At 75.0% G+C, this 18,011-nt stretch carries 10 protein-coding genes and 1 pseudogene; 6 read left to right on the top strand and 5 right to left on the bottom strand.

Translation table 11 applies throughout. The annotated features are described in order from the left end of the window. On the bottom strand, positions 1-1,215 hold a 1,215-nt coding region (locus RKE29_RS17755), incomplete at its 3' end, for an AfsR/SARP family transcriptional regulator (protein WP_312006400.1). Positions 1,216-2,080: 865 nt separating this feature from the next. Further along, the gene (locus RKE29_RS17750; RefSeq protein ID WP_312006399.1) at positions 2,081-3,634 is read right to left on the bottom strand and encodes a CehA/McbA family metallohydrolase; all 1,554 of its coding nucleotides are present in this window, start codon (positions 3,632-3,634) and stop codon (positions 2,081-2,083) included. Positions 3,635-3,959: 325 nt separating this feature from the next. Here RKE29_RS17750 and RKE29_RS17745 point away from each other — a divergent pair, with 325 nt between their 5' ends. Further along, positions 3,960-6,659: a bifunctional FO biosynthesis protein CofGH gene (locus RKE29_RS17745; RefSeq protein ID WP_312006398.1), complete on the top strand. Its 2,700-nt coding sequence runs from the start codon at positions 3,960-3,962 to the stop codon at positions 6,657-6,659. A gap of 250 nt (positions 6,660-6,909) precedes the next feature. Next, positions 6,910-8,034, top strand: coding sequence for an ADP-ribosylglycohydrolase family protein (locus RKE29_RS17740; protein ID WP_312006397.1), 1,125 nt, complete (start codon positions 6,910-6,912; stop codon positions 8,032-8,034). A gap of 250 nt (positions 8,035-8,284) precedes the next feature. Here RKE29_RS17740 and RKE29_RS17735 read toward each other — a convergent pair whose 3' ends face one another. The 3 genes from RKE29_RS17735 to RKE29_RS17725 form a co-directional block, all read right to left on the bottom strand. After that, entirely contained in the window at positions 8,285-8,494 is a 210-nt protein-coding gene (locus tag RKE29_RS17735; protein ID WP_312006396.1) for a DUF397 domain-containing protein, read from the bottom strand. A gap of 166 nt (positions 8,495-8,660) precedes the next feature. Then, the gene (locus RKE29_RS17730; RefSeq protein ID WP_312006395.1) at positions 8,661-9,560 is read right to left on the bottom strand and encodes a helix-turn-helix transcriptional regulator; all 900 of its coding nucleotides are present in this window, start codon (positions 9,558-9,560) and stop codon (positions 8,661-8,663) included. 529 nt (positions 9,561-10,089) lie between these two features. Further along, positions 10,090-10,830 carry a GPP34 family phosphoprotein gene (locus tag RKE29_RS17725; protein WP_312006394.1) on the bottom strand — a complete coding sequence of 247 codons (741 nt, stop codon included), beginning with the start codon at positions 10,828-10,830 and terminating at the stop codon, positions 10,090-10,092. A gap of 1,048 nt (positions 10,831-11,878) precedes the next feature. On the opposite strand from RKE29_RS17725, the gene RKE29_RS17720 reads away from it, so the two are divergent. The 4 genes and pseudogenes from RKE29_RS17720 to RKE29_RS17705 form a co-directional block, all read left to right on the top strand. Then, on the top strand, positions 11,879-14,017 hold the full coding sequence (locus tag RKE29_RS17720) for a D-alanyl-D-alanine carboxypeptidase (protein ID WP_312006393.1): 2,139 nt from the start codon (positions 11,879-11,881) through the stop codon (positions 14,015-14,017). A gap of 271 nt (positions 14,018-14,288) precedes the next feature. After that, a complete protein-coding gene (locus RKE29_RS17715; RefSeq protein WP_312006392.1) occupies positions 14,289-16,214 on the top strand; it encodes an MFS transporter in 1,926 nt (641 codons plus the stop codon). A 275-nt stretch (positions 16,215-16,489) separates the two neighbouring features. Beyond that, the gene (locus RKE29_RS17710; RefSeq protein ID WP_312006391.1) at positions 16,490-17,629 is read left to right on the top strand and encodes a hypothetical protein; all 1,140 of its coding nucleotides are present in this window, start codon (positions 16,490-16,492) and stop codon (positions 17,627-17,629) included. After that, positions 17,626-18,011 (top strand): annotated as a pseudogene (locus RKE29_RS17705) (hypothetical protein); the annotation flags it as partial. The gene RKE29_RS17710 and the pseudogene RKE29_RS17705, both read left to right, overlap by 4 nt.

Raw genomic sequence — 18,011 nt, 5'->3', positions numbered from 1 at the left:
AGCGGCGTCCCGGGCGTTGTCCAGCAGGACCAGGACGCGACGGCCGTCGAGGGTGGAGCGGAAGAGCGCGGCGCGTTCGTCCAGGCCGTCGGGGATGGCGGACTCGGCGGTGCCCAGGGCGCGCAGGAAGGCGCCCAGCACGGCCTCCGGTTCGGCGGCCACCGGGTTGGGGCCGGCCCCCTGGAGGTCGACGTAGAGCTGCCCGTCCGGGAACAGGGGCCGGGCGCGGTGGGCGACGTGCACGGCCAGGGTGGTCTTGCCCACTCCGCCGATGCCGGCCATCGCCGAGACGGCCATGACCCGGCCCTCGGCGGTGGCCAGCTGCTCGCCCAGTTCGTTGACGAAGGCCGTGCGGCCGGTGAAGTCCGGGACGGTGGCGGGCAGCTGGGCGGGTCGGACGATGGCGGGTGCCGCCTGCGACCTGGCCTCTACGGGGGCGGCCAGGTCGGCGTCGGCCTGCAGGATGCGCTGCTGGAGCTCGGACAGCTCCGGGCGCGGGTCGACGCCCAGCTCCTCGGCGAGCAGTTTGCGGGTGTCCGCGTACACCGCCAGCGCCTCGGCCTGCCGCCCGCTGCGGTACAGCGCGAGCATCAGCAGCTCCCGCAGCCGCTCGCGCAGCGGGTGCTGGGCGGTCAGCGCGGTCAGCTCGGAGACCGCCTCGGCGTGGAAGCCGGTGCTCAGGTCCAGGTCGAGCCGGGTCTCGATGAGGACCAGGTGCCATTCGCCCAGGCGGTTGCGCTGGCTTTCCGCGTACGGCCCCGGGACGCTGGCCAGCGGCTCGCCGTCCCACAGCTCCAGCGCCTCGACGAGCAGTTCGCGCGCCCGCGTGCGGTCGCCGGACTGCTGGGCCTTCTCCGCCTCGGCGGCCAGCCGCTCGGCCACCTCGGTGTCCAGCGCGCCCACCCCTATCCGGACGGCATACCCTCCGGACTCGCTCACCAGGACGTCCGCGTCGGGGCCGAAGGCCTTGCGCAGCCGTGAGGCGTAGGTGCGCAGCGCCGCGACGGCCGCGTCGGGAGGGTCGTCCCCCCACAGCCCGTCGACGAGCTCCGGTGCGGTCACCGTGCGCCCGCCGCGTAGCAGCAGGGCGGCCAGTAAGGCCTTCTGCTGCGGCGATCCCGTGTTGAGCTGCTCGTCACCCCGCCAGGCCCGGACCGGTCCGAGCAGGGTGAAGCGCAACTGCTGCCCCCGTGCTCGGTCCTTCTCGCCGGTCATGGTCTCCCCCTGCCTGTGCTTGCTGGTCGCACGGGTCAGTCTGCCCTGTCCATGCCCCCTACGTCAGTAGGGGCCTGGCGTCTTCGCCCGTGGCCGAAGTCGTCCGCGGTCAGTCGGCCGCAGGCTTTCCGCCAACCGGATATCGCCTGTCGGCCGTGATGCCCACGGCCGCCCGAAGCGCCCGCGCGCCGGTGCCGCGCGCGCCCCGGGCCGCCCCCGCCCCGCCGTCCCCCACGGCACGGGGCGGGTCCGGCTCGTCGCCATCACTACGACGAGATGCGGAGGGTGCTCTCCACGGTTCCCGCGCAGGAAGTGATAGGGGTTGCGGCGCGAGCGCGGCCGGTCGGCCAACAGGCCAGCTTGCAGGAGCAGTTGACTTCACGTCAANGGCCAGCTTGCAGGAGCAGTTGACTTCACGTCAAGGCGTTAGCCGACCGGTCGGCTAACGCCGGCCCCTCGCCGGACGGCCGGTTCAGCGTCCGTCAGCGCCCGTCGGCGTCGGCCCGCGGCGGTCGTCAGGCCGCCGGCCGTTCGCGGACCGCGCCGGGGTCGGCCGCCGGCACCCTCGCCGCTCGCCGCCCCCCGCCCGCCGGTCACCCGAGCCGTCGCGGTCGCTCCCGCGAACGGTCCCTCAGCGCGCGGTCGCCTGGTCGGCGGTCGTCCCGCGAGCGGTCGGCTTCGCACGCCTGACGGCACGTCGACGGCACGTCACGGGGGCACCGGCGATCGGTCCGACGGGCCGTGGGTACTGCCGGGGCCGCCGGGGCCGCGATCGGACCGGCGGTCGTCCGGGCGGTCGTCCGGCGGTCGCGGCCGTCGGGGCGTCGTCGCGCGGGCGGCCGGTGTCCGCCCACCCGGCCGGACGTCAATCCGTGTCCCGGCCGCCCAGCCATATGGGGTTGGTCAACGCGGCCATCGCTCCCGGCAGGCCGGACGCCCCGCCGTCGGCGGGCGGGTGGCGCACCTCGGCGCGCACGTACGCCGCGTAGGAGGAGGTGGTGCGCCACTCGGCCGCGCCCGTGCCGGACGCGGACAGCATCGTGGCGTACAGCTGGCCCTGGTCGGTGACGAAGCGGACCCCGCAGCCGGGGGCGCCGGAGACCCGCAGCCGCACCGTCACCTCCTCGTCCCCGGCCACCGCCAGCCGCTCGCCGATCCCCGCGTGCTGCCCGCGGCCGCCCACCGCCTCGAAGGAGAGGTCTATCGCCGAGGACTCCGCTATCCAGCTGCGGCCGGCCCGCAAGCCCTCCTGGATCGCCTCCCGCGACAGGTCGTCAGCGAGCACCACGGTCTGCGGCAGGCCGACGACCTGCGGCTCGCGGTGCGCGTCGCTGTTGCCCATGGCCGGCAGCCAGCCCCGGCCGGGGCCGCGCACGGCGGCGACCAGCGTGTTGTCCCACTCGGCGATCGTCATCTCGTCGTCCGCCGTGTACGGCCCGTTCCACACCTCGACCGCGTCGGCCTCGTTGAACCCGAACTTCCAGTTGCACCCGACGCAGGTCGCGTGCGGGTGCGCGGGCACCACCAGGCCGCCCGCGCGCCGGATCTCGCGCGCGTAGCGCCCGAAGGCGTTGTCCCGCGCGCGATAGCGCCAGTCGATGAAGACGCCCGGGTCGACGCCCAGGGCGACCACGTGACCGTTGCGCGTGGTGACCTCCTCACCGGTGAGGATCAGCAGGTCGTCACCCCACAGGCCGTCCCACGCGCGGTGCCCGGAGTGGGTGTTGTGCTCGGTGGTGGTGATGAAGTCCAGGCCGGCCGCGCGGGCGGCGGCGGCCACCTCGGCCGGGGTGCGCTTGCCGTCCGAGTACACCGTGTGCAGGTGGCAGTCGCCGCGGTACCAGGCGCGGCCGCGTCCTTTGGCCCGGTGCGGGGGGTACACCGGAGCGGGCGTCCGGCCGGAGGCGCCGTACCGCACGGTCACCGTGACGTCGTACCGCAGGCCCTCGGGGGCGACGGTGTACGGCCCGAGGACCACGTGCCAGGTGCCCGGGCGCACGGGGCCGGGCACATAGCCGGGCGTCGCCTGCTCGGCGCTGATGGCGAACTCGGTGCGGGCGCCGCCCGACCAGCCTCGGAAGCCGCGCCCGCCCAGGGCCGTGCCGCGCTCGTCGAAGATGCCGATGTCGCACGCGTTGCCCTGGGTACCGGGTGGGACCCGGGGGCTGTCGTAGGTGTACGACACGGCGATTTCGCGGGCGCCGCGCGGCACCTCGACCGGCAGGTAGACGAAGTCCGGCGCGCCGACGGGCAGGTGGCCGGTGACCGTGCGGGTCTCCTCCCGCCCGCCGCCGTCCGCCTGCCCGTCCCGCGCCTGCCCGTCCTGCGCGGCGGCGTCGGGGAAGGTCACCGGGTCGAGCGTCAGCGCTCCCGCCGCGCCCGCCAGGGCCGAGAGCCTGAGCACGTCGCGTCGCCGCATCCCATCCTCCGGGGTCGGTGGTCGCGGTACCGTCCGGCACCCGCGTGCCACCGTTCTACGGCCGGGTGACGAACGCGGAAAGGCCTGTGGATAACCCGGTGTCGGCCAGAAGGCGGTCAGAGGGAGCCCCGCCGCCGCGTCCGCACACCGCCCGACCAGCGAGCCGGCGTCCGGGCGGTGCGCCGCCCCCGCTGACGGCCCGTCCGCGCTCCGGTCGTGCGCCGCCCCCGTTCCCTCGTACGGGTGAGCGGTTTCCCGACCGGACCCGCGGATTCGCGCGCCCGGCCACCCGGGCTGTGTCACCCCTCGCTCTTATGCTCGAAGAATGACCACGAGCGCGCCAGGACCCCGACCGACCGCTCCGACCTCACCCTCCGCCCCGGCCTCCTGTTCCCCCGCCGGCTCCTTCGAGCCCGGCGCGTTCTCCCCGCCGCCGCCCGGCCCGGCCGCGGCCCCGACCGCCTCCGCCATGCGCCGCGCCCTGAAGCGGGCCCGCGACGGCGTGGCGCTCGACGTGGCCGAGGCGGCCGTCCTGCTGCGAGCACGCGGCGACGACCTGGCCGACCTGTGCGCCTCCGCCGCCCGCGTGCGCGACGCCGGTCTGGAGGCGGCGGGCCGCCCCGGCGTCATCACCTACTCCCGCAAGGTCTTCATCCCGCTCACCCGGCTGTGCCGCGACCGCTGCCACTACTGCACCTTTGTGACCGTCCCCGGCGCGCTGCGCCGCGCGGGCCACGACATGTTCCTCTCGCCGGACGAGGTGCTGGCCATCGCCCGCGACGGCGCGGCCCTGGGCTGCAAGGAGGCCCTGTTCACGCTCGGCGACAGGCCCGAGGACCGCTGGCCCGAGGCCCGCGCGTGGCTGGACGCGCGGGGCTACGACGACACCCTCGCCTACGTGCGCGCCATGGCCGTGCGCGTCCTGGAGGAGACCGGCCTGCTGCCGCACCTCAATCCCGGCGTGCTGACCTGGGCCGACTTCCAGCGCCTGAAGCCCGTCGCGCCGTCCATGGGCATGATGCTGGAGACCACCGCGACGCGGCTGTGGAGCGAGCCGGGCGGCCCGCACCACGGGTCGCCCGACAAGGACCCGGCCGTCCGGCTGCGCGTGCTGGAGGACGCCGGCCGGTCCAACGTGCCCTTCACCACCGGCGTCCTCATCGGCATCGGCGAGACGTACGAGGAGCGCGCCGAGTCCCTGTTCGCCCTGCGCCGCGTCGCCCGCGCGTACCACGGCGTCCAGGAGGTCATCGTCCAGAACTTCCGCGCCAAGCCCGGCACCGCGATGCGCGCCGCACCGGACGCGGAGCCCGCCGAGCTGGCCGCCGCGGTGGCCGTGGCCCGGCACGTCCTGGGCCCCTCGGCCCGCGTCCAGGCCCCGCCGAACCTGGTCGACGACCAGTACGCGCTGCTCATCGGCGCGGGCATCGACGACTGGGGCGGGGTGTCCCCGCTGACCCCGGACCACGTCAACCCCGAGCGCCCGTGGCCGCACCTGGACGAGCTGGCCGAGCGCACCGCCGCCTGCGGTTTCACCCTGCGCGAGCGGCTGACGGTCTACCCGGAGTTCCTCCGCCGCGGCGAGCCCTGGCTGGACCCGCGGCTGCTGCCGCACGTCACCGCGCTCGCCGACCCGGACACCGGCCTCGCGCGTGACGGCGTGACGCCCGCCGGCCTGCCCTGGCAGGAGCCGGACGGCGGTCTGGCCGCGGCGGGCGCGGGCTCGGGGCGTACGGACCTGCACCGCACCATCGACACCGAGGGCCGCACGGCCGACCGCCGCGACGACTTCGACGCGGTGTACGGCGACTGGGAGGCGCTGCGCGAGGCGGCCGCGCCCGGCATGGCGCCCGAGCGCGTCGACGCGGACGTGAAGGCCGCCCTGTCCCGCGCCGCCGACGACCCCACCCGGCTGACCGACCCCGAGGCGCTGGCCCTGCTGCACGCCGACGGCCCGGCGCTGGACGCCCTGTGCCGCATCGCCGACGACGTGCGCCGCGCCGCGGTCGGCGACGACGTGACGTACATCGTCACCCGCAACATCAACTTCACCAACGTCTGCTACACCGGCTGCCGCTTCTGCGCCTTCGCCCAGCGCCGCACCGACGCCGACGCCTACACGCTGTCCCTGGAGCAGGTCGCCGACCGGGCCCAGCAGGCGTGGGAGGTGGGCGCGGTGGAGGTGTGCATGCAGGGCGGCATCCACCCCGACCTGCCCGGCACCGCGTACTTCGACCTCGCGCGGGCGGTCAAGGAGCGCGTGCCCGGCATGCACGTGCACGCCTTCTCGCCCATGGAGGTCGCCCATGGCGCGGCACGCGCGGGCCTGTCCATCCGCGAGTGGCTGACGGCCGCGCGCGAGGCGGGCCTGGACACCATCCCCGGCACCGCCGCGGAGATCCTGGACGACGAGGTCCGCTGGGTGCTCACCAAGGGCAAGCTGCCCACCGACACCTGGGTCGAGGTGGTCACCACCGCGCACGAGCTGGGCATCCGCTCCTCGTCCACGATGATGTACGGGCACGTCGACCAGCCCCGGCACTGGCTGGGCCACCTGCGGCTGCTGGCGCGCATCCAGCGGGAGACGGGCGGCTTCACCGAGTTCGTCACCCTGCCGTTCGTGCACACGAACGCGCCGGTCTACCTGGCGGGCATCGCCCGTCCCGGGCCCACCGCCCGTGACAACCGGGCCGTGACCGCCATGGCCCGGCTGCTGCTCCACCCGCACATCGGCAATATCCAGACGAGCTGGGTGAAGCTCGGCACCGACGGCGCGGCCGAAATGCTGCGTTCCGGGGCGAACGACCTGGGCGGCACGCTCATGGAGGAGACCATCTCCCGCATGGCGGGCTCCTCCTACGGCTCGTACCGCTCCGTGCGCGACCTGGTCGCCATCGCCGAGGCCGCGGGCCGTCCCGCGCGGCCCCGTACGACCACCTACGGCGAGGTCCCGGCCGAGCGGCAGGCGGCGGCCCTCGCCTCGGACGGGCACCTGCCCCGGCTGCTGCCGGTGCTGGGGGAGTGAGGGCGCCGCTGGAGACGTGACGAGGGCGTCGCCCGCGCGGGGCCGGTGCGCGCCGCGCGCGGGCCGGGGCGCCGTACGGGTCCCGGAGCGCACCGGCCGGAAGGCTACGGCGCGGGAAACGGGCCGTGCCGACCCCTTCACATTCGCGGCGGATTCCGGCGCGGGCCTTCCAAACCCGGGCGGGTCGTCCATTACAGTGCCCCGGATTGTGTCACTCGCCGTACGCACACGCGGTACGAAGGGAGCGGCCGTGACCGGGACGAGCAGCGCGGCGGCCGGCGTATGGGGCCGGGCCGAACAGCAGGACTACCGTGCGCGGGTGCGCGGCTGCCTGCTCGGCGGCGCGATCGGCGACGCGCTCGGCGCGCCCGTGGAGTTCTCCTCCCTGGGAGACATCCGCGCCGAGCACGGGCCCGAGGGCGTCACCGACCTGGCCCCCGCCTACGGGCGGCGCGGCCGGGTCACCGACGACACCCAGATGACGCTGTTCACCGTGGACGGCCTGATCCGTGCCCAGGTGCGCCGCGACACCGGCGCCTGGCACCCGCCCACCGACCTGCACGCCGCCTACCGCCGCTGGTACGCCACCCAGCGCGACTGGGGCCCGGACGAGCGCAAGGGCGACGACGGCTGGCTCGCCCGCGAGGAGTGGCTGTACGCGCAGCGCGCGCCCGGCCGCGCCTGCCTGAGCGGCCTCGCCGACGCCGCCATGGGCACGCTGGAGACACCGCGCAACCCCGACTCCAAGGGCTGCGGGGCCGTCATGCGCTCCGCGCCCTTCGGCCTGCTGGTGGGCTGGGAGCCGCAGCTGGTCTTCCAGCTGGCCATCGAGTGCGCGGTGCAGACCCACGGCCACCCCACCGGCTACCTGTCGGCGGGCGCCTTCGCGCTCATCGTGCACGGGCTCGCGCGCGGCGAGCCGCTGGACGCGGCCGTCCAGCGGGCCATGGCCCACCTGGCCGCCCAGCCCGGCCACGAGGAGACGGCCGACGCGCTCCGGCAGGCCCTGGGCGCCGTACGGCAGGGCCTGCCGACGGCGGAGCGGGTGGAGATGCTGGGGGAGGGCTGGACCGGCGAGGAGGCACTGGCGATCGGCGTGTACTGCGCGCTGGTCGCCGAGGACGTGCGGCACGGCCTGCTGCTGGCCGTCAACCACGGCGGTGACAGCGACTCCACGGGCGCCATCTGCGGCAACCTGCTGGGCGCGCTGCACGGCGAGACGGCCCTGCCGCCCGCGTGGCTGGCGGAGGTGGAGGGCCGGGGCACGATCCTGGAGCTGGCCGACGACTTCGCGATGGAGATGACGCAGGGCGCGGCCCTGCACGGCCCGGGCGCTTCGTCGCCCGCCTGGCTGGCCCGCTACCCGCGAGCCTAGGCACCGCCGCCCGCCGCCCGCCGCCCGGCGGGTCCGCGCAGCGTGAAGCGTCCCGGTCGAGGTCCGTCGAATTGCGCCGCGTTCGGACGTATTCCGTCGGCCCGTCAGCCGAATTTCAGCCATTTACGGCCCGAATCATCGGGTGAATGGCCGATATTGAACGGCGAAGGGCCCTCCCGGCGCGAACGAATGTCCGGCAGAGAGGGCCCGCGTGCGCTGGCGCGATGGAGCTGTGCGGCTGCGTAGGCTATCAATCGCTGCCGAACACTCCGCGGCTGACATCCGCGACGAAGGCTGCCCACGGCTCCGGCGCGAAACCGAGCGACGGCCCGTGCGGGTCCTTCGAGTCACGCACGGCAACGACGCGCGGGGCGGGGGACGCGACTTCGACGCACGCCCCATTCCCCGCGGAGTACGAGGATTTCCGCCACGCTCTCTGCTTTCCGAGCCGAATTGACATGTTTGCTCCAATTGCCTTCCGGTGATGGGTTGCGCCTCCGTGGAGGGCGATGAAGACGTTACTCGTCAACGCGCTTGCGAAACTGCGGTGTTCACTCGACCGGATGGCATGGCCAAGGGGTGCTTCCGAGCGGGGGGTTGGTCGGTGTACTCTACGACCTTCCAGGTCAGCGCGGTATTTCGGAACCCCCGTCCGCGCCCTCTTCCGCACGCCGAGCGTGCTCCCGCGCAATGTCGGAGATGAACTGCCGACTCTGTTCGACATTCAACGCCTGTGCGCGCAGGTGTTCGTACATCATGCTGTAACTCTGCACATCGGAGAGCTTCTCCAGATACAGATCGCTGGTCACGCCTTCCAGGTAGACCACGCTCGTGTCCGACTCGTCCGAGAACTCCAGAATGGCGAACTGGCCGCTCATCCCGGGATGCGAACCCATGTCGAACGGAAGTGCCTGCACGATCACATGCGGCTCGCGGCTCATGTGCACGAGGTACTCAAGCTGCTCGCTCATCACCCGGTGCCCGCCGACCACGCGCCGCATGGCCGCCTCGTCGACGACGGCCCACAGCCGCAGCGGGGAGAGCGGGTCGGTCACCCGCTCCTGCCGCTTCATCCGGACCTGTACGCGCTGGTCGATCTGGTCGGCCGGCGCCTCCGGCAGCGCGCCCCTGATCACCGCGTCCGCGTACTCCGGGGTCTGCAACAGGCCCGGCAGCACCTGCGGCTCGTAGACCCGCAGCGAGGCCGCGTCGGTCTCGAAGCCGATGTACACGCTGTAGGGGACGTCGGCGAAGGCGTTCCACCAGCCCTGCTGGCGGGAGTCCTTCGCCATTTGCATCAGCGATTCGACGAGCGCCTTGTCCTCGACCCCGTAGGCCCGGCACAGGTCGCGCACGTCGCGCGCGCTGATGCTGCGGCGGCCGTTCTCCAGGCGGCTGATCTTGGACTGCGAGACCATCAGCTCCTCCGCCACCTGCTCGGCCGTCATGCCCTTCTCCTGGCGGAGCCTGCGCAGTTCCTGGCCCAACCGGCGTCGTCTGACGGTGGGGCCGACTGTGGACGTCACGGTAGGTGCACCTCCGGCTCGTACTGCGGTGGCTGCTTTTCAGCAGCCTGCCACCAAGTGTCGGGACCGCGCTGGAAAACGGGCACACAGGGTGCCCGCGCGGCTGCGACGTGTCCCGCGCGCTCCCGCGCGTGAGGGCGCGCCCCACGGCGTACGGGCGGGCGCGGGCACGACGAAGCCACCGGCCGGGCGCGGCAGGCAGGCCGGCCGGTCGGTGACAGGCTCTCAGATTCCGCGCCGGAGCGCGCCCGGCGGGCGGTCGCGGGCTCCGGCCGCGCGGGCGCCCGGCGTCAGCGTCCCGGTGCGCCGGTTCCGGGTGCGCCGGGCCCGGGGCGCGGGCGCGGCCCCGGGCGCGGACATGAGCGCGCGGAGCGGCGGGGCGGCCGTCGTCCGGATCGGCCGTCCCGCCGCTCCGCGCGCTGCTGCGGCTCCCGAACCGGGTCTTGGGGGACTTCGGTGCGGTCGGTGGAGCGGGTGGTGCGGTGGTGCGTGTGGCGAACTGATGGTCGGACCGCTGCCGGTCCTCGGCTCAGCGGGCCCCGACGCGGGCCATGCTCCCGCGGCGGGACGGCTGGGCCGGGACTCCGGCCGCCCGCTCGGCGCCCCGGGTCGCGGGCTGCCGGGCCGGCGCGCGCCGTGGCTGGGCCGCCACGCCGTTTTGCACGTCCATGACAGCGTGCGCCACGAGTCCGCCCATCGGATCGTGCCTGATCAGGTCCCGGAGCCGGGAGCGCGAGGAGCGCCCCTCGTTTCCGGGGTAGAGGTGCTTGCCGAGCCCGACCGCGTGGGCCAGGGCGGCCAGCGCCGCGGTCCGCGGGTCCGGCGGTACGCCGGTGCGGATAGCGCTGTCCAACCGGGCCCTGATCTCCCGGCTGATCGCCGTGTCCGTCGCCTGATAGCGAGTCGTCGGCAGCACCCCGCACATCTGGCCCGGCACGGCGTGCACCATGCCGCACCGCTCCAGGTGCGCGAGATACGTCTGGCGCAGCCCCAGGCGGGGCCCGCCGATCCAGTGGACGGCGCGCACCGGACTGCCGCGACGGCGCAGCAGTTCGAGCGCGGAGTCCAGGGTTGGATCTCCAGTCGGCCGTGCCAGGACCACGGCGATACGATCCCCATCTGGGGCTATCCGTCCGGCCAGAGCCAGCTCCACTAGCTGTGCTCCGGCGAGACCGAGGTCGAGCGACTGCGGCTGCGCCGTGGTGCCCGTGGTCGGGTCCAAGGCGAGCAACAAAAGCTCTTCCGGAATAGTTCTGCGGCTCTTGCCCATCCATGCCTCCCCGCGTGGATGAATGACAGGGTGACCCCTCTCACATTGGTCTGTCGAGAGTGCGTGGGTGATTTGGGTGGGAACCAGTAGGTATGTCTTCCTCGTCTCAGGCCGAAACAGCCCCTTGAGAGCGTCCTGAGAGCTTCCTCGGCGCGCTCTGAGGGCGCTTTTCGGGGAGCGCCGCTGCGCGGAAACGCGCCCGCGGCGCAGGACACTGGTAGGCGACTACGCGGGTTCGCGCGCCATCGGCGGGCGTCCCGCGCACGGTTTTTTCGAGGAGGCATCGGTGGCGGGCGAGTCCCCCGGCAGGTCGGAACAGCGGAAGTCGTCGAGGGGGACGGCGGGCGGCGAACGTGACCCGCGGCTGCCGGCGGCCCGGGACGGCGACGGCGCACCGGCCGCGGCCCCGGTCGCGGACACGCGCGGGCGCGCGGCGGGCGCGCACGAGGACTCCGGGGCCGACGGCGCGGAGGGCGCGGCGGGCCCGGGCGGTACGACCGGGGTCCGCGATGTGGGACGGCTGGACGAGGCGTCCGGCGAGGCCGGACCGCACGGCGGCCAGGACGGCGCGGGCCGCGCGGGCGGTACGGGCCGTGCGGGCGGTACGGGCGGTGCGGGCGGTCCCGCGGGGCCGGCGGGGCGCGGGGGACCGGCGGCGTCCGGAGGTGCGGACGGAGCCCCGGGCGTGGACGGCGCGCCGACGGCCGATCCCGCCCGTGGCGGCGGGCATGTGCCCCTGGAGGGTTCCAGGGGCACTGAGAGGCCCGCTGGGGGTCTCGGGGAGCCCGCTGCCGGGGATTCCACTTCCGGCGGCTCCGGGGCGCTCAGAGGGGCGCCCGGAGGCTCGGGAGAGCCCGTGGACCGGGTGACGGCGGTGTTCCGTTCCGTACGGCAGGACGCAGGACCGGACGCGCGGTCGGACGCGCGGTCGGACGCGGGGCAGGACGTCGGGCAGGGGCGGGACGGGGTGCGGCCGGGGTCCGCGCGCTCATCCGACAGGGGAGATTCGGTCATTCACGCGAGCGAATCCAGCGAAGGTGTGGGATCGGTGCCTGACGACCCGGGGCCGTCCGGTGCCGCAGACGCCGACCGCACCGGACGGGACGCCGCTCCCGGCTCCGACGAGGACAGGCCCGCCGCCCGGCTGGACCAGCGCACGACCGTGCTCGGCGTGCTGCCGCCCAGGCCGCCGAGGGACGGCGGGCCCGCAGCCCCGGACGCGCCCGAGCGGACCGGGGGACTGGATCAGCCCACGGCCGTCTTCGGCACCGCCTGGGCCAGGGCCGCGCACCGGACGGAGTCCGCCGAGGATCAGGCGGAGAACGTCAGGACCGCCGAGAGCGCCGAGAGCGCCCAAAGCTCCGAGACCGTCGGGAAAGGCGAGGAAACCGCGCCCGCGGAAGCCGCGGAGTCCGCCGCGAGCCCCGCCGTTCCCTCCGCCCGGCTCACGAAGTCCGCGACGCCCGCCGCGCCCGCGAAGCCGGCGGCAGACGACTCGCCGGACACCGCGCCCCCGGCGCATCCCGCCGCCCCCGCCGCCACCGTCGGCACACAGGACGGTAAGCAGGACGGCAAGCAGGACGAGAAGAACGCCGACGACAAGAGCCAGGGCCGGGACAAGGACACAGGAGAGGAGGAAGAAGAGGACAGGGACGGGAAGGCCGCCGGCACGCCGGCCGGTGATCCCCCGGTCCCCGCCGTGCCTCCCGCTCCCCCCGGTGCCCCCGACGACGGGCGGCCCAGCCGGTTCGTACCGCTGCGCACCGACGACGACCCGCCCGTGCGCAGGGCCGCCGGGGCCGGCCTGCCCGAGTCGGAGCGCACCAGGCAGGAACCGGTGCCGCCCGCGCCGGAGCCCCGCCCCCTCGACCTGCTGGCGCAGCTGACCAACACCCCGCCGCCGCCCGACACGCTGCTGCGCACCACCCTGCGCCGCGTCAAGATCTGGACGCCGGTGGTCGTGCTGCTCGCGGCCGTCTTCTGCGTGGTGCAGACGCTGCGTCCGCTGCCCGACCCGGAGCTGCGGCTGAGTGCCGAGTCCTCCTACTCCTTCGGCGGCCAGCGGCTCGTCATGCCCTGGCCCGGTCAGGGGCAGGCCGCCGCCGAGGTGGAGGGCGTGGGCGACCTCGGGACGTACGGCGCGCAGCAGCCCACGCCGATCGCCAGCGTCACGAAGGTGATGACGGCGTACGTCGTGCTGAAGGACCACCCGCTGAAGGCGGGCCAGAAGGGCCCGGTCATCACCGTCGACGGGCAGGCGGGCAGGGAGGCGGACTCCGAGGACGAGTCGCGGGTGCCGGTGAAGGCCGGGCAGACCTTCACCGAATACCAGATGCTCCAGCTCCTGCTCATCCCCTCGGGGAACAACATCGCGCGCCTGCTCGCCCGGTGGGACGCGGGCACGCAGGACGCGTTCGTCAAGAAGATGAACGCGGCCGCCACCGACCTGGGGATGCGCGACACCACCTACACCGACCCCAGCGGCCTCCAGGCCACCACCCGCAGCACCGCCGTCGACCAGCTGAAACTGGCCGAGGCGGCGATGCGCAGCGCGGTCTTCCGGTCGGTCGTGGCCACACCCAACGTGCAGGTCCCCGGCCTTGAGGACCGCATTTACAACAACAACGACCTGCTGGTGCGCCCGGGCGTCATCGGCATCAAGACCGGGTCGAGCACTCCGGCCGGCGGCGCGCTGATGTGGGCCGCGGTGCGTCAGGTCGACGGCCGTACGCAGCGGATCCTCGGCGTGGTCCTCGGGCAGCACGCCGACGGGATACTGGACCGCAGCCTGAAGCTCGTCCAGGCCAACAGCTACAAGCTCATCACCGCCGTGCAGGACGCCCTCACCTCCGCCGTCGTGGTGAAGAAGGGGGATGTCGTGGGCTATGTGGACGACGGGCTCGGCGGCAGGACCCCGGTGGTGGCGACCCGGGACGTCCGGGCCGTCGGCTGGGGCGGTCTGACGGTGCGGATCCGGCTCACCGACGGCGGCAAGGACGTGCCGCACGAGGCGAAGGCGGGCACGGTCGTCGGCGAGCTGACCGTGGGCGACGACGAGGAGAGCGACGAGGCCAAGGGGGCCGTCAAGGGGGAGGCGGACAAGGACGGCACCGGCGTGCGGGTGCCGGTGGTCCTCGCGGACGACCTGTCCAAGCCGGGCTTCGGGGACAAGCTCACCCACGTCTGACCCCGCGCCGCGGCCGGCCGGGGGCCGGTCCTCCACTCGGCGGAGGACCGGCCCGGGCCCGCCCCGGCGGGCGCGCCACGCCGAAGCCCGCTCCCGTGCCCTGACGGCTTTCGGCGCCCCCGCGCGTGCTAGCGTCGCCAAGGCCCTCCGGCACACCGTGCCGCCCGCGCGGGCGCGTGCCGTGGCGTATTCGGCGTAATGAGAGGGAAAACCGCGACCGGGCTACAGGACGATGGGGGCGTATCTCGGGGGAAAGACGGGGAGAGCCGCAGTGACCACCGTGGATCCGACACGGGCTGACGACAGCGGAGGCCCGAAGGCGGGCGCCGCCGAGCGAATACGCGTACCCGCACAGCGCGGGTCCGGTGCTCCGGGCACCGGGTCGCCGGACGCGGAGGGCCGCGGCGAAGGCCCCCTGTCGCGGCGTCTCCTGCGCCGTGCCGCGCGCGCCGTGCGGCACCCGGTGCCCGCGGCCCTGCTCGTCGCCGCCGTGCTGCACGTGGTGTGGGTGCTGCTGCTGGCCAACAGCGGCGGCGACCTGGCGGCCCAGGACGCGTGGGCGGAGTTCGCCCTCCAGCACCCGGCCTCCGCGTACAACCTCGCCTGGTACGGCGGGATGCACCCCGTCTCGTACAGCGCCATCTCGCCGTATCTGATGGCGGTGCTCGGCGTGCGGACGACGATGATGGTCGCCGGCACGCTGTCGGCGGGCCTGGTGGCGCTGCTGCTGGTGCGCTCGCGCGCGGTGCGGCGGCCGATGTGGGCCGCCCTGTACGGCACGTTCTGCCTGGCGTGCAACGCGGTGTCGGGCCGGGTGACCTTCGGCCTCGGCACGATGTTCGGGCTCGCGGCCGTGGCCGTGGTCTTCGTCTGGCCGGCGCGCTGGCGCACCCGAAGATGGCACCACCGGTTCGGGCGGGCCGCGCTGGCGGGCGTGATGGCGGCGCTGGCGACCATGTCGAGCCCGGTGGCCGGTCTTTTCGTGGGCGTGGTGGCCGCCGCGCTGTGGCTGACCGGGCGCCGTCCGGCCGCGTACGCGCTGGGCCTGCCGCCCGCCGCGGTGGTGGCCCTGTCGGCGTGGCTGTTCCCGTTCTCCGGCAAGCAGCCGATGGACTTCCCGTCGACCATATTGCCGTTCCTTTCGGGCGTCGCCGTGTTCGTCCTCGTACCGCGCCAGTGGCGCACGGTGCGGGTCGGCTCGGCCGTCTACGCACTGGGCGTGGTCCTCGCCTGGGTGATCCCGTCCCAGGTCGGCACGAACATCACCCGGCTGGGCATGATCTTCAGCGGGGTGCTGCTGCTGGCCGCGCTGCCCGAGCGGATCACCTGGCCGCGCGTCCGCCGGATGACCGCCGACGGGGCCCGGTGGGTGCTGGTGGCCGCCTGCGTGCTCGGCACGGTCGTCTGGCAGGGCGTGAAGACGGGCATCGACATCGTCCACACCACGCCCTCGGCGTCCTGGGCGCGCGAGCTGGCGCCGCTGCTCGACGCGCTGGACAAGGTGCAGGCCGACCGGGGCCGGGTCGAGGTGGTCCCGGTGCGCAGCCACCGCGAGTCCTCCGCCCTCGCCCCGTACGTCAATCTCGCGCGCGGCTGGAACCGCCAGCGCGACACCGACCGCAACCCCCTCTTCTACGAGGACGACGAGCTGACCCCGGCCGCGTACCACCGCTGGCTGCGGCGCATGGCCGTGCACTACGTGGTCCTGCCCGCCGACGAGCCGGACCCCGCGGCCAAGAAGGAGGCCCGGCTCATCGCCAAGGGCCTGCCCTACCTGACCGAGAAGTGGTCCGACGCCAACTGGCGGCTGTACGAGGTGGCCGACCCGACGCAGATAGCGGCACCGCCCGCGACCGTGGTGCGCGCGGGCGCCGACGAACTGGTCATCACCGTGCCCGCCGAGGGCCCGGTGCTCATCCGCGTCCCCTACTCGCCCTGGCTGGGCCTGGTGGACGAGGACGGCGACACCGTCAAGGCCCCTGACTCCGACTACGACGGCGGGCCGCCGGTCAACCGCGACGGCTGCCTGACCAAGCAGGTGCAGCCGGCCGAGGAGGGCCAGCCGGAGGACGAGTGGACGGTGCTGCACGCCCCGCACGCCGGTACGTACCGCATCGCGGGCCGCTACCGGCTGCCGCGCGGCACGCCGTGCCCGGACGACATGGTGGCGGCGCCCGGCGGCCCGGCGGGCGGCTGAGTCCGGCGGGCGGCTGACCGGGCGCTGCGCCGGCCCCGCGCGTGGCCGCCTCATAAGAGGGCGCCCGCCCGCGCCGTCGCCCATACCCCGCCCGTACGTCGCTCAGACGCCGCCGAGCGCCCGGACGCCGCCCCGCGGCACGCCCAGCAGTCGCCCAGCAGTCGCCCCGAGGACGACCGGCGTACGACCAGGGCGGCCCGGTGGGCGGCCCTAGGGTGGGCGGCATGTCCCGAGGCACCTTGTGGCGCGGGCCCGGCCGGCCGGACGATGGCGCCATGCCGCCGTCCGCCGCCCACCTTGACGTCACCTCAGTCCTTCACGAGGTGAAGGCGGTGCGCCGCGAGGGCCTGGTCCGGCTCCGGGAGCTGGCCCTGCCCCTGCTGCGCCGCGCGGCCGCCTCCGCGCCCGGCGCGGCGACCGACTCCTGGCCCGTCGAGGTCGAACACCTGTTGCGTACGGCCGTGGCCCGGCTCGGCGGCGGCGACCTCCAGCGGGCCGCCGAGCTGACCCTCGGCCTGCCGCCGGGCATGCGGGACCGGGCGGCCGCGGACCGGCGCAAGCTCGCCGCCGAGGTGTACGGCGTCAGCGTGGAGCGCTTCCGCAAGTTCCAGGAGGACATGGTCCTCGGCCAGGTGGTCGAACAGGTGTGCTGGCTCGCGGGCGGCGGCGCGGCCGCCCGCGCCGGGGCCGTACCGCTGCTCGCCCCGCACCTCCAGCACCGGGTGCTCACCGCCACCCGGGCCGGCCGGCCCGTGCGGGTGACCCTGCACGCCCATCCCGTCGAACTGCTGCGCGACGTGGACGTCGTCGTCTCGCCCACCAACACCCACCTGAGCCTGTCGGAGATATACAAGGCGTCCGTTTCGGCCTGCCTGCGCCGGGCCGCCGCCGTCCGCGACGCGTCGGGCGACGTGGTGGCCGACCCGCTGTACGACGAGCTGCGGGCCTGGCGCGAGCGGCACGGTGCGGCGCGCCGCCCGGTCCACCCCGGGACGGTCGCGCCCACCGGACCCGGCGCGCTCGCCGAGCGGGGCGTGCGCCGGGTCTACCACGCGGCGGTGGCCGTCCCGCGCCCCGGCACCAACGACTACGACGTCGTCGCCCAGGACGTGGCCGACGCCGCCACGCGCGCGCTGGCGCTGATGGCCCGGGAGCGCGACGACTTCACCCCGCCGCTGCGCTCGGTCTGCTTCGCGCTGCTCGGCGCGGGCCGGGGCGGCCTGCCGCCCGAGGTGAGCGCGAGCGCGCTGTGGACGGCCATGGCGGCGGCCGCCGACCCCGGATGGGACCTGCACCTGGTCGTGCGGCGCCCGGTTCTGGCCGATATCGTCGCCGATGTCGTCGTCGGCGCCGGGTCCCAGGGCGCGGCGGCGGACGGCCCGCGCGGCGAGGGGGAAGGCGGTACGTGCGGATGACGGCGCACCACTCGGGAGGCCCGGTCGGCGGGGACGGCCGCGAGGGCGGAGGTGGCGGCCCGTACGGCGCGGACGGCCCGTATGGCGAGGGGGGCCCGTACGGCGACCGGGCCCACGGCGTCGGCGGCGGCCCGTACGACGGCGTGCCGGACCCTCCGGACCCTCCGGCCACCCCGGCCGCCGACGGGCCCGCCGACCCCCTCGCCCCCTTCGCGACGCTGGCCGCCTGCGCCGCCGACTGGGACCGACTCGCGCCCCGGCTGCCCGCCCGCGCGCGCGGTGAGCTGGCCGCGCTGCTGGGCGAGCTGCGCGCCTTACGGGTCCCCGGCGACGACCGTACGGGCGCCGCGAGCCGGGCGGCGCGGGCGGTGCTCGCCGGGCT

The organism is Streptomyces sp. B1866 (assembly GCF_031932565.1).
Classification (GTDB): Bacteria; Actinomycetota; Actinomycetes; order Streptomycetales; family Streptomycetaceae; genus Streptomyces.
The sequence above is the reverse complement of the archived record's forward strand: the minus strand, read 5'-3'. Positions and strand labels throughout refer to the sequence as shown.

Coding starts and splice junctions, on each gene's coding strand:
- RKE29_RS17750 (WP_312006399.1), bottom strand. CDS start 3,634: ATGCGGCGACGCGACGTGCTCAGGCTCTCGGCCCTGGCGGGCGCGGCG.
- RKE29_RS17745 (WP_312006398.1), top strand. CDS start 3,960: ATGACCACGAGCGCGCCAGGACCCCGACCGACCGCTCCGACCTCACCC.
- RKE29_RS17735 (WP_312006396.1), bottom strand. CDS start 8,494: ATGTCAATTCGGCTCGGAAAGCAGAGAGCGTGGCGGAAATCCTCGTAC.
- RKE29_RS17725 (WP_312006394.1), bottom strand. CDS start 10,830: ATGGGCAAGAGCCGCAGAACTATTCCGGAAGAGCTTTTGTTGCTCGCC.
- RKE29_RS17710 (WP_312006391.1), top strand. CDS start 16,490: ATGCCGCCGTCCGCCGCCCACCTTGACGTCACCTCAGTCCTTCACGAG.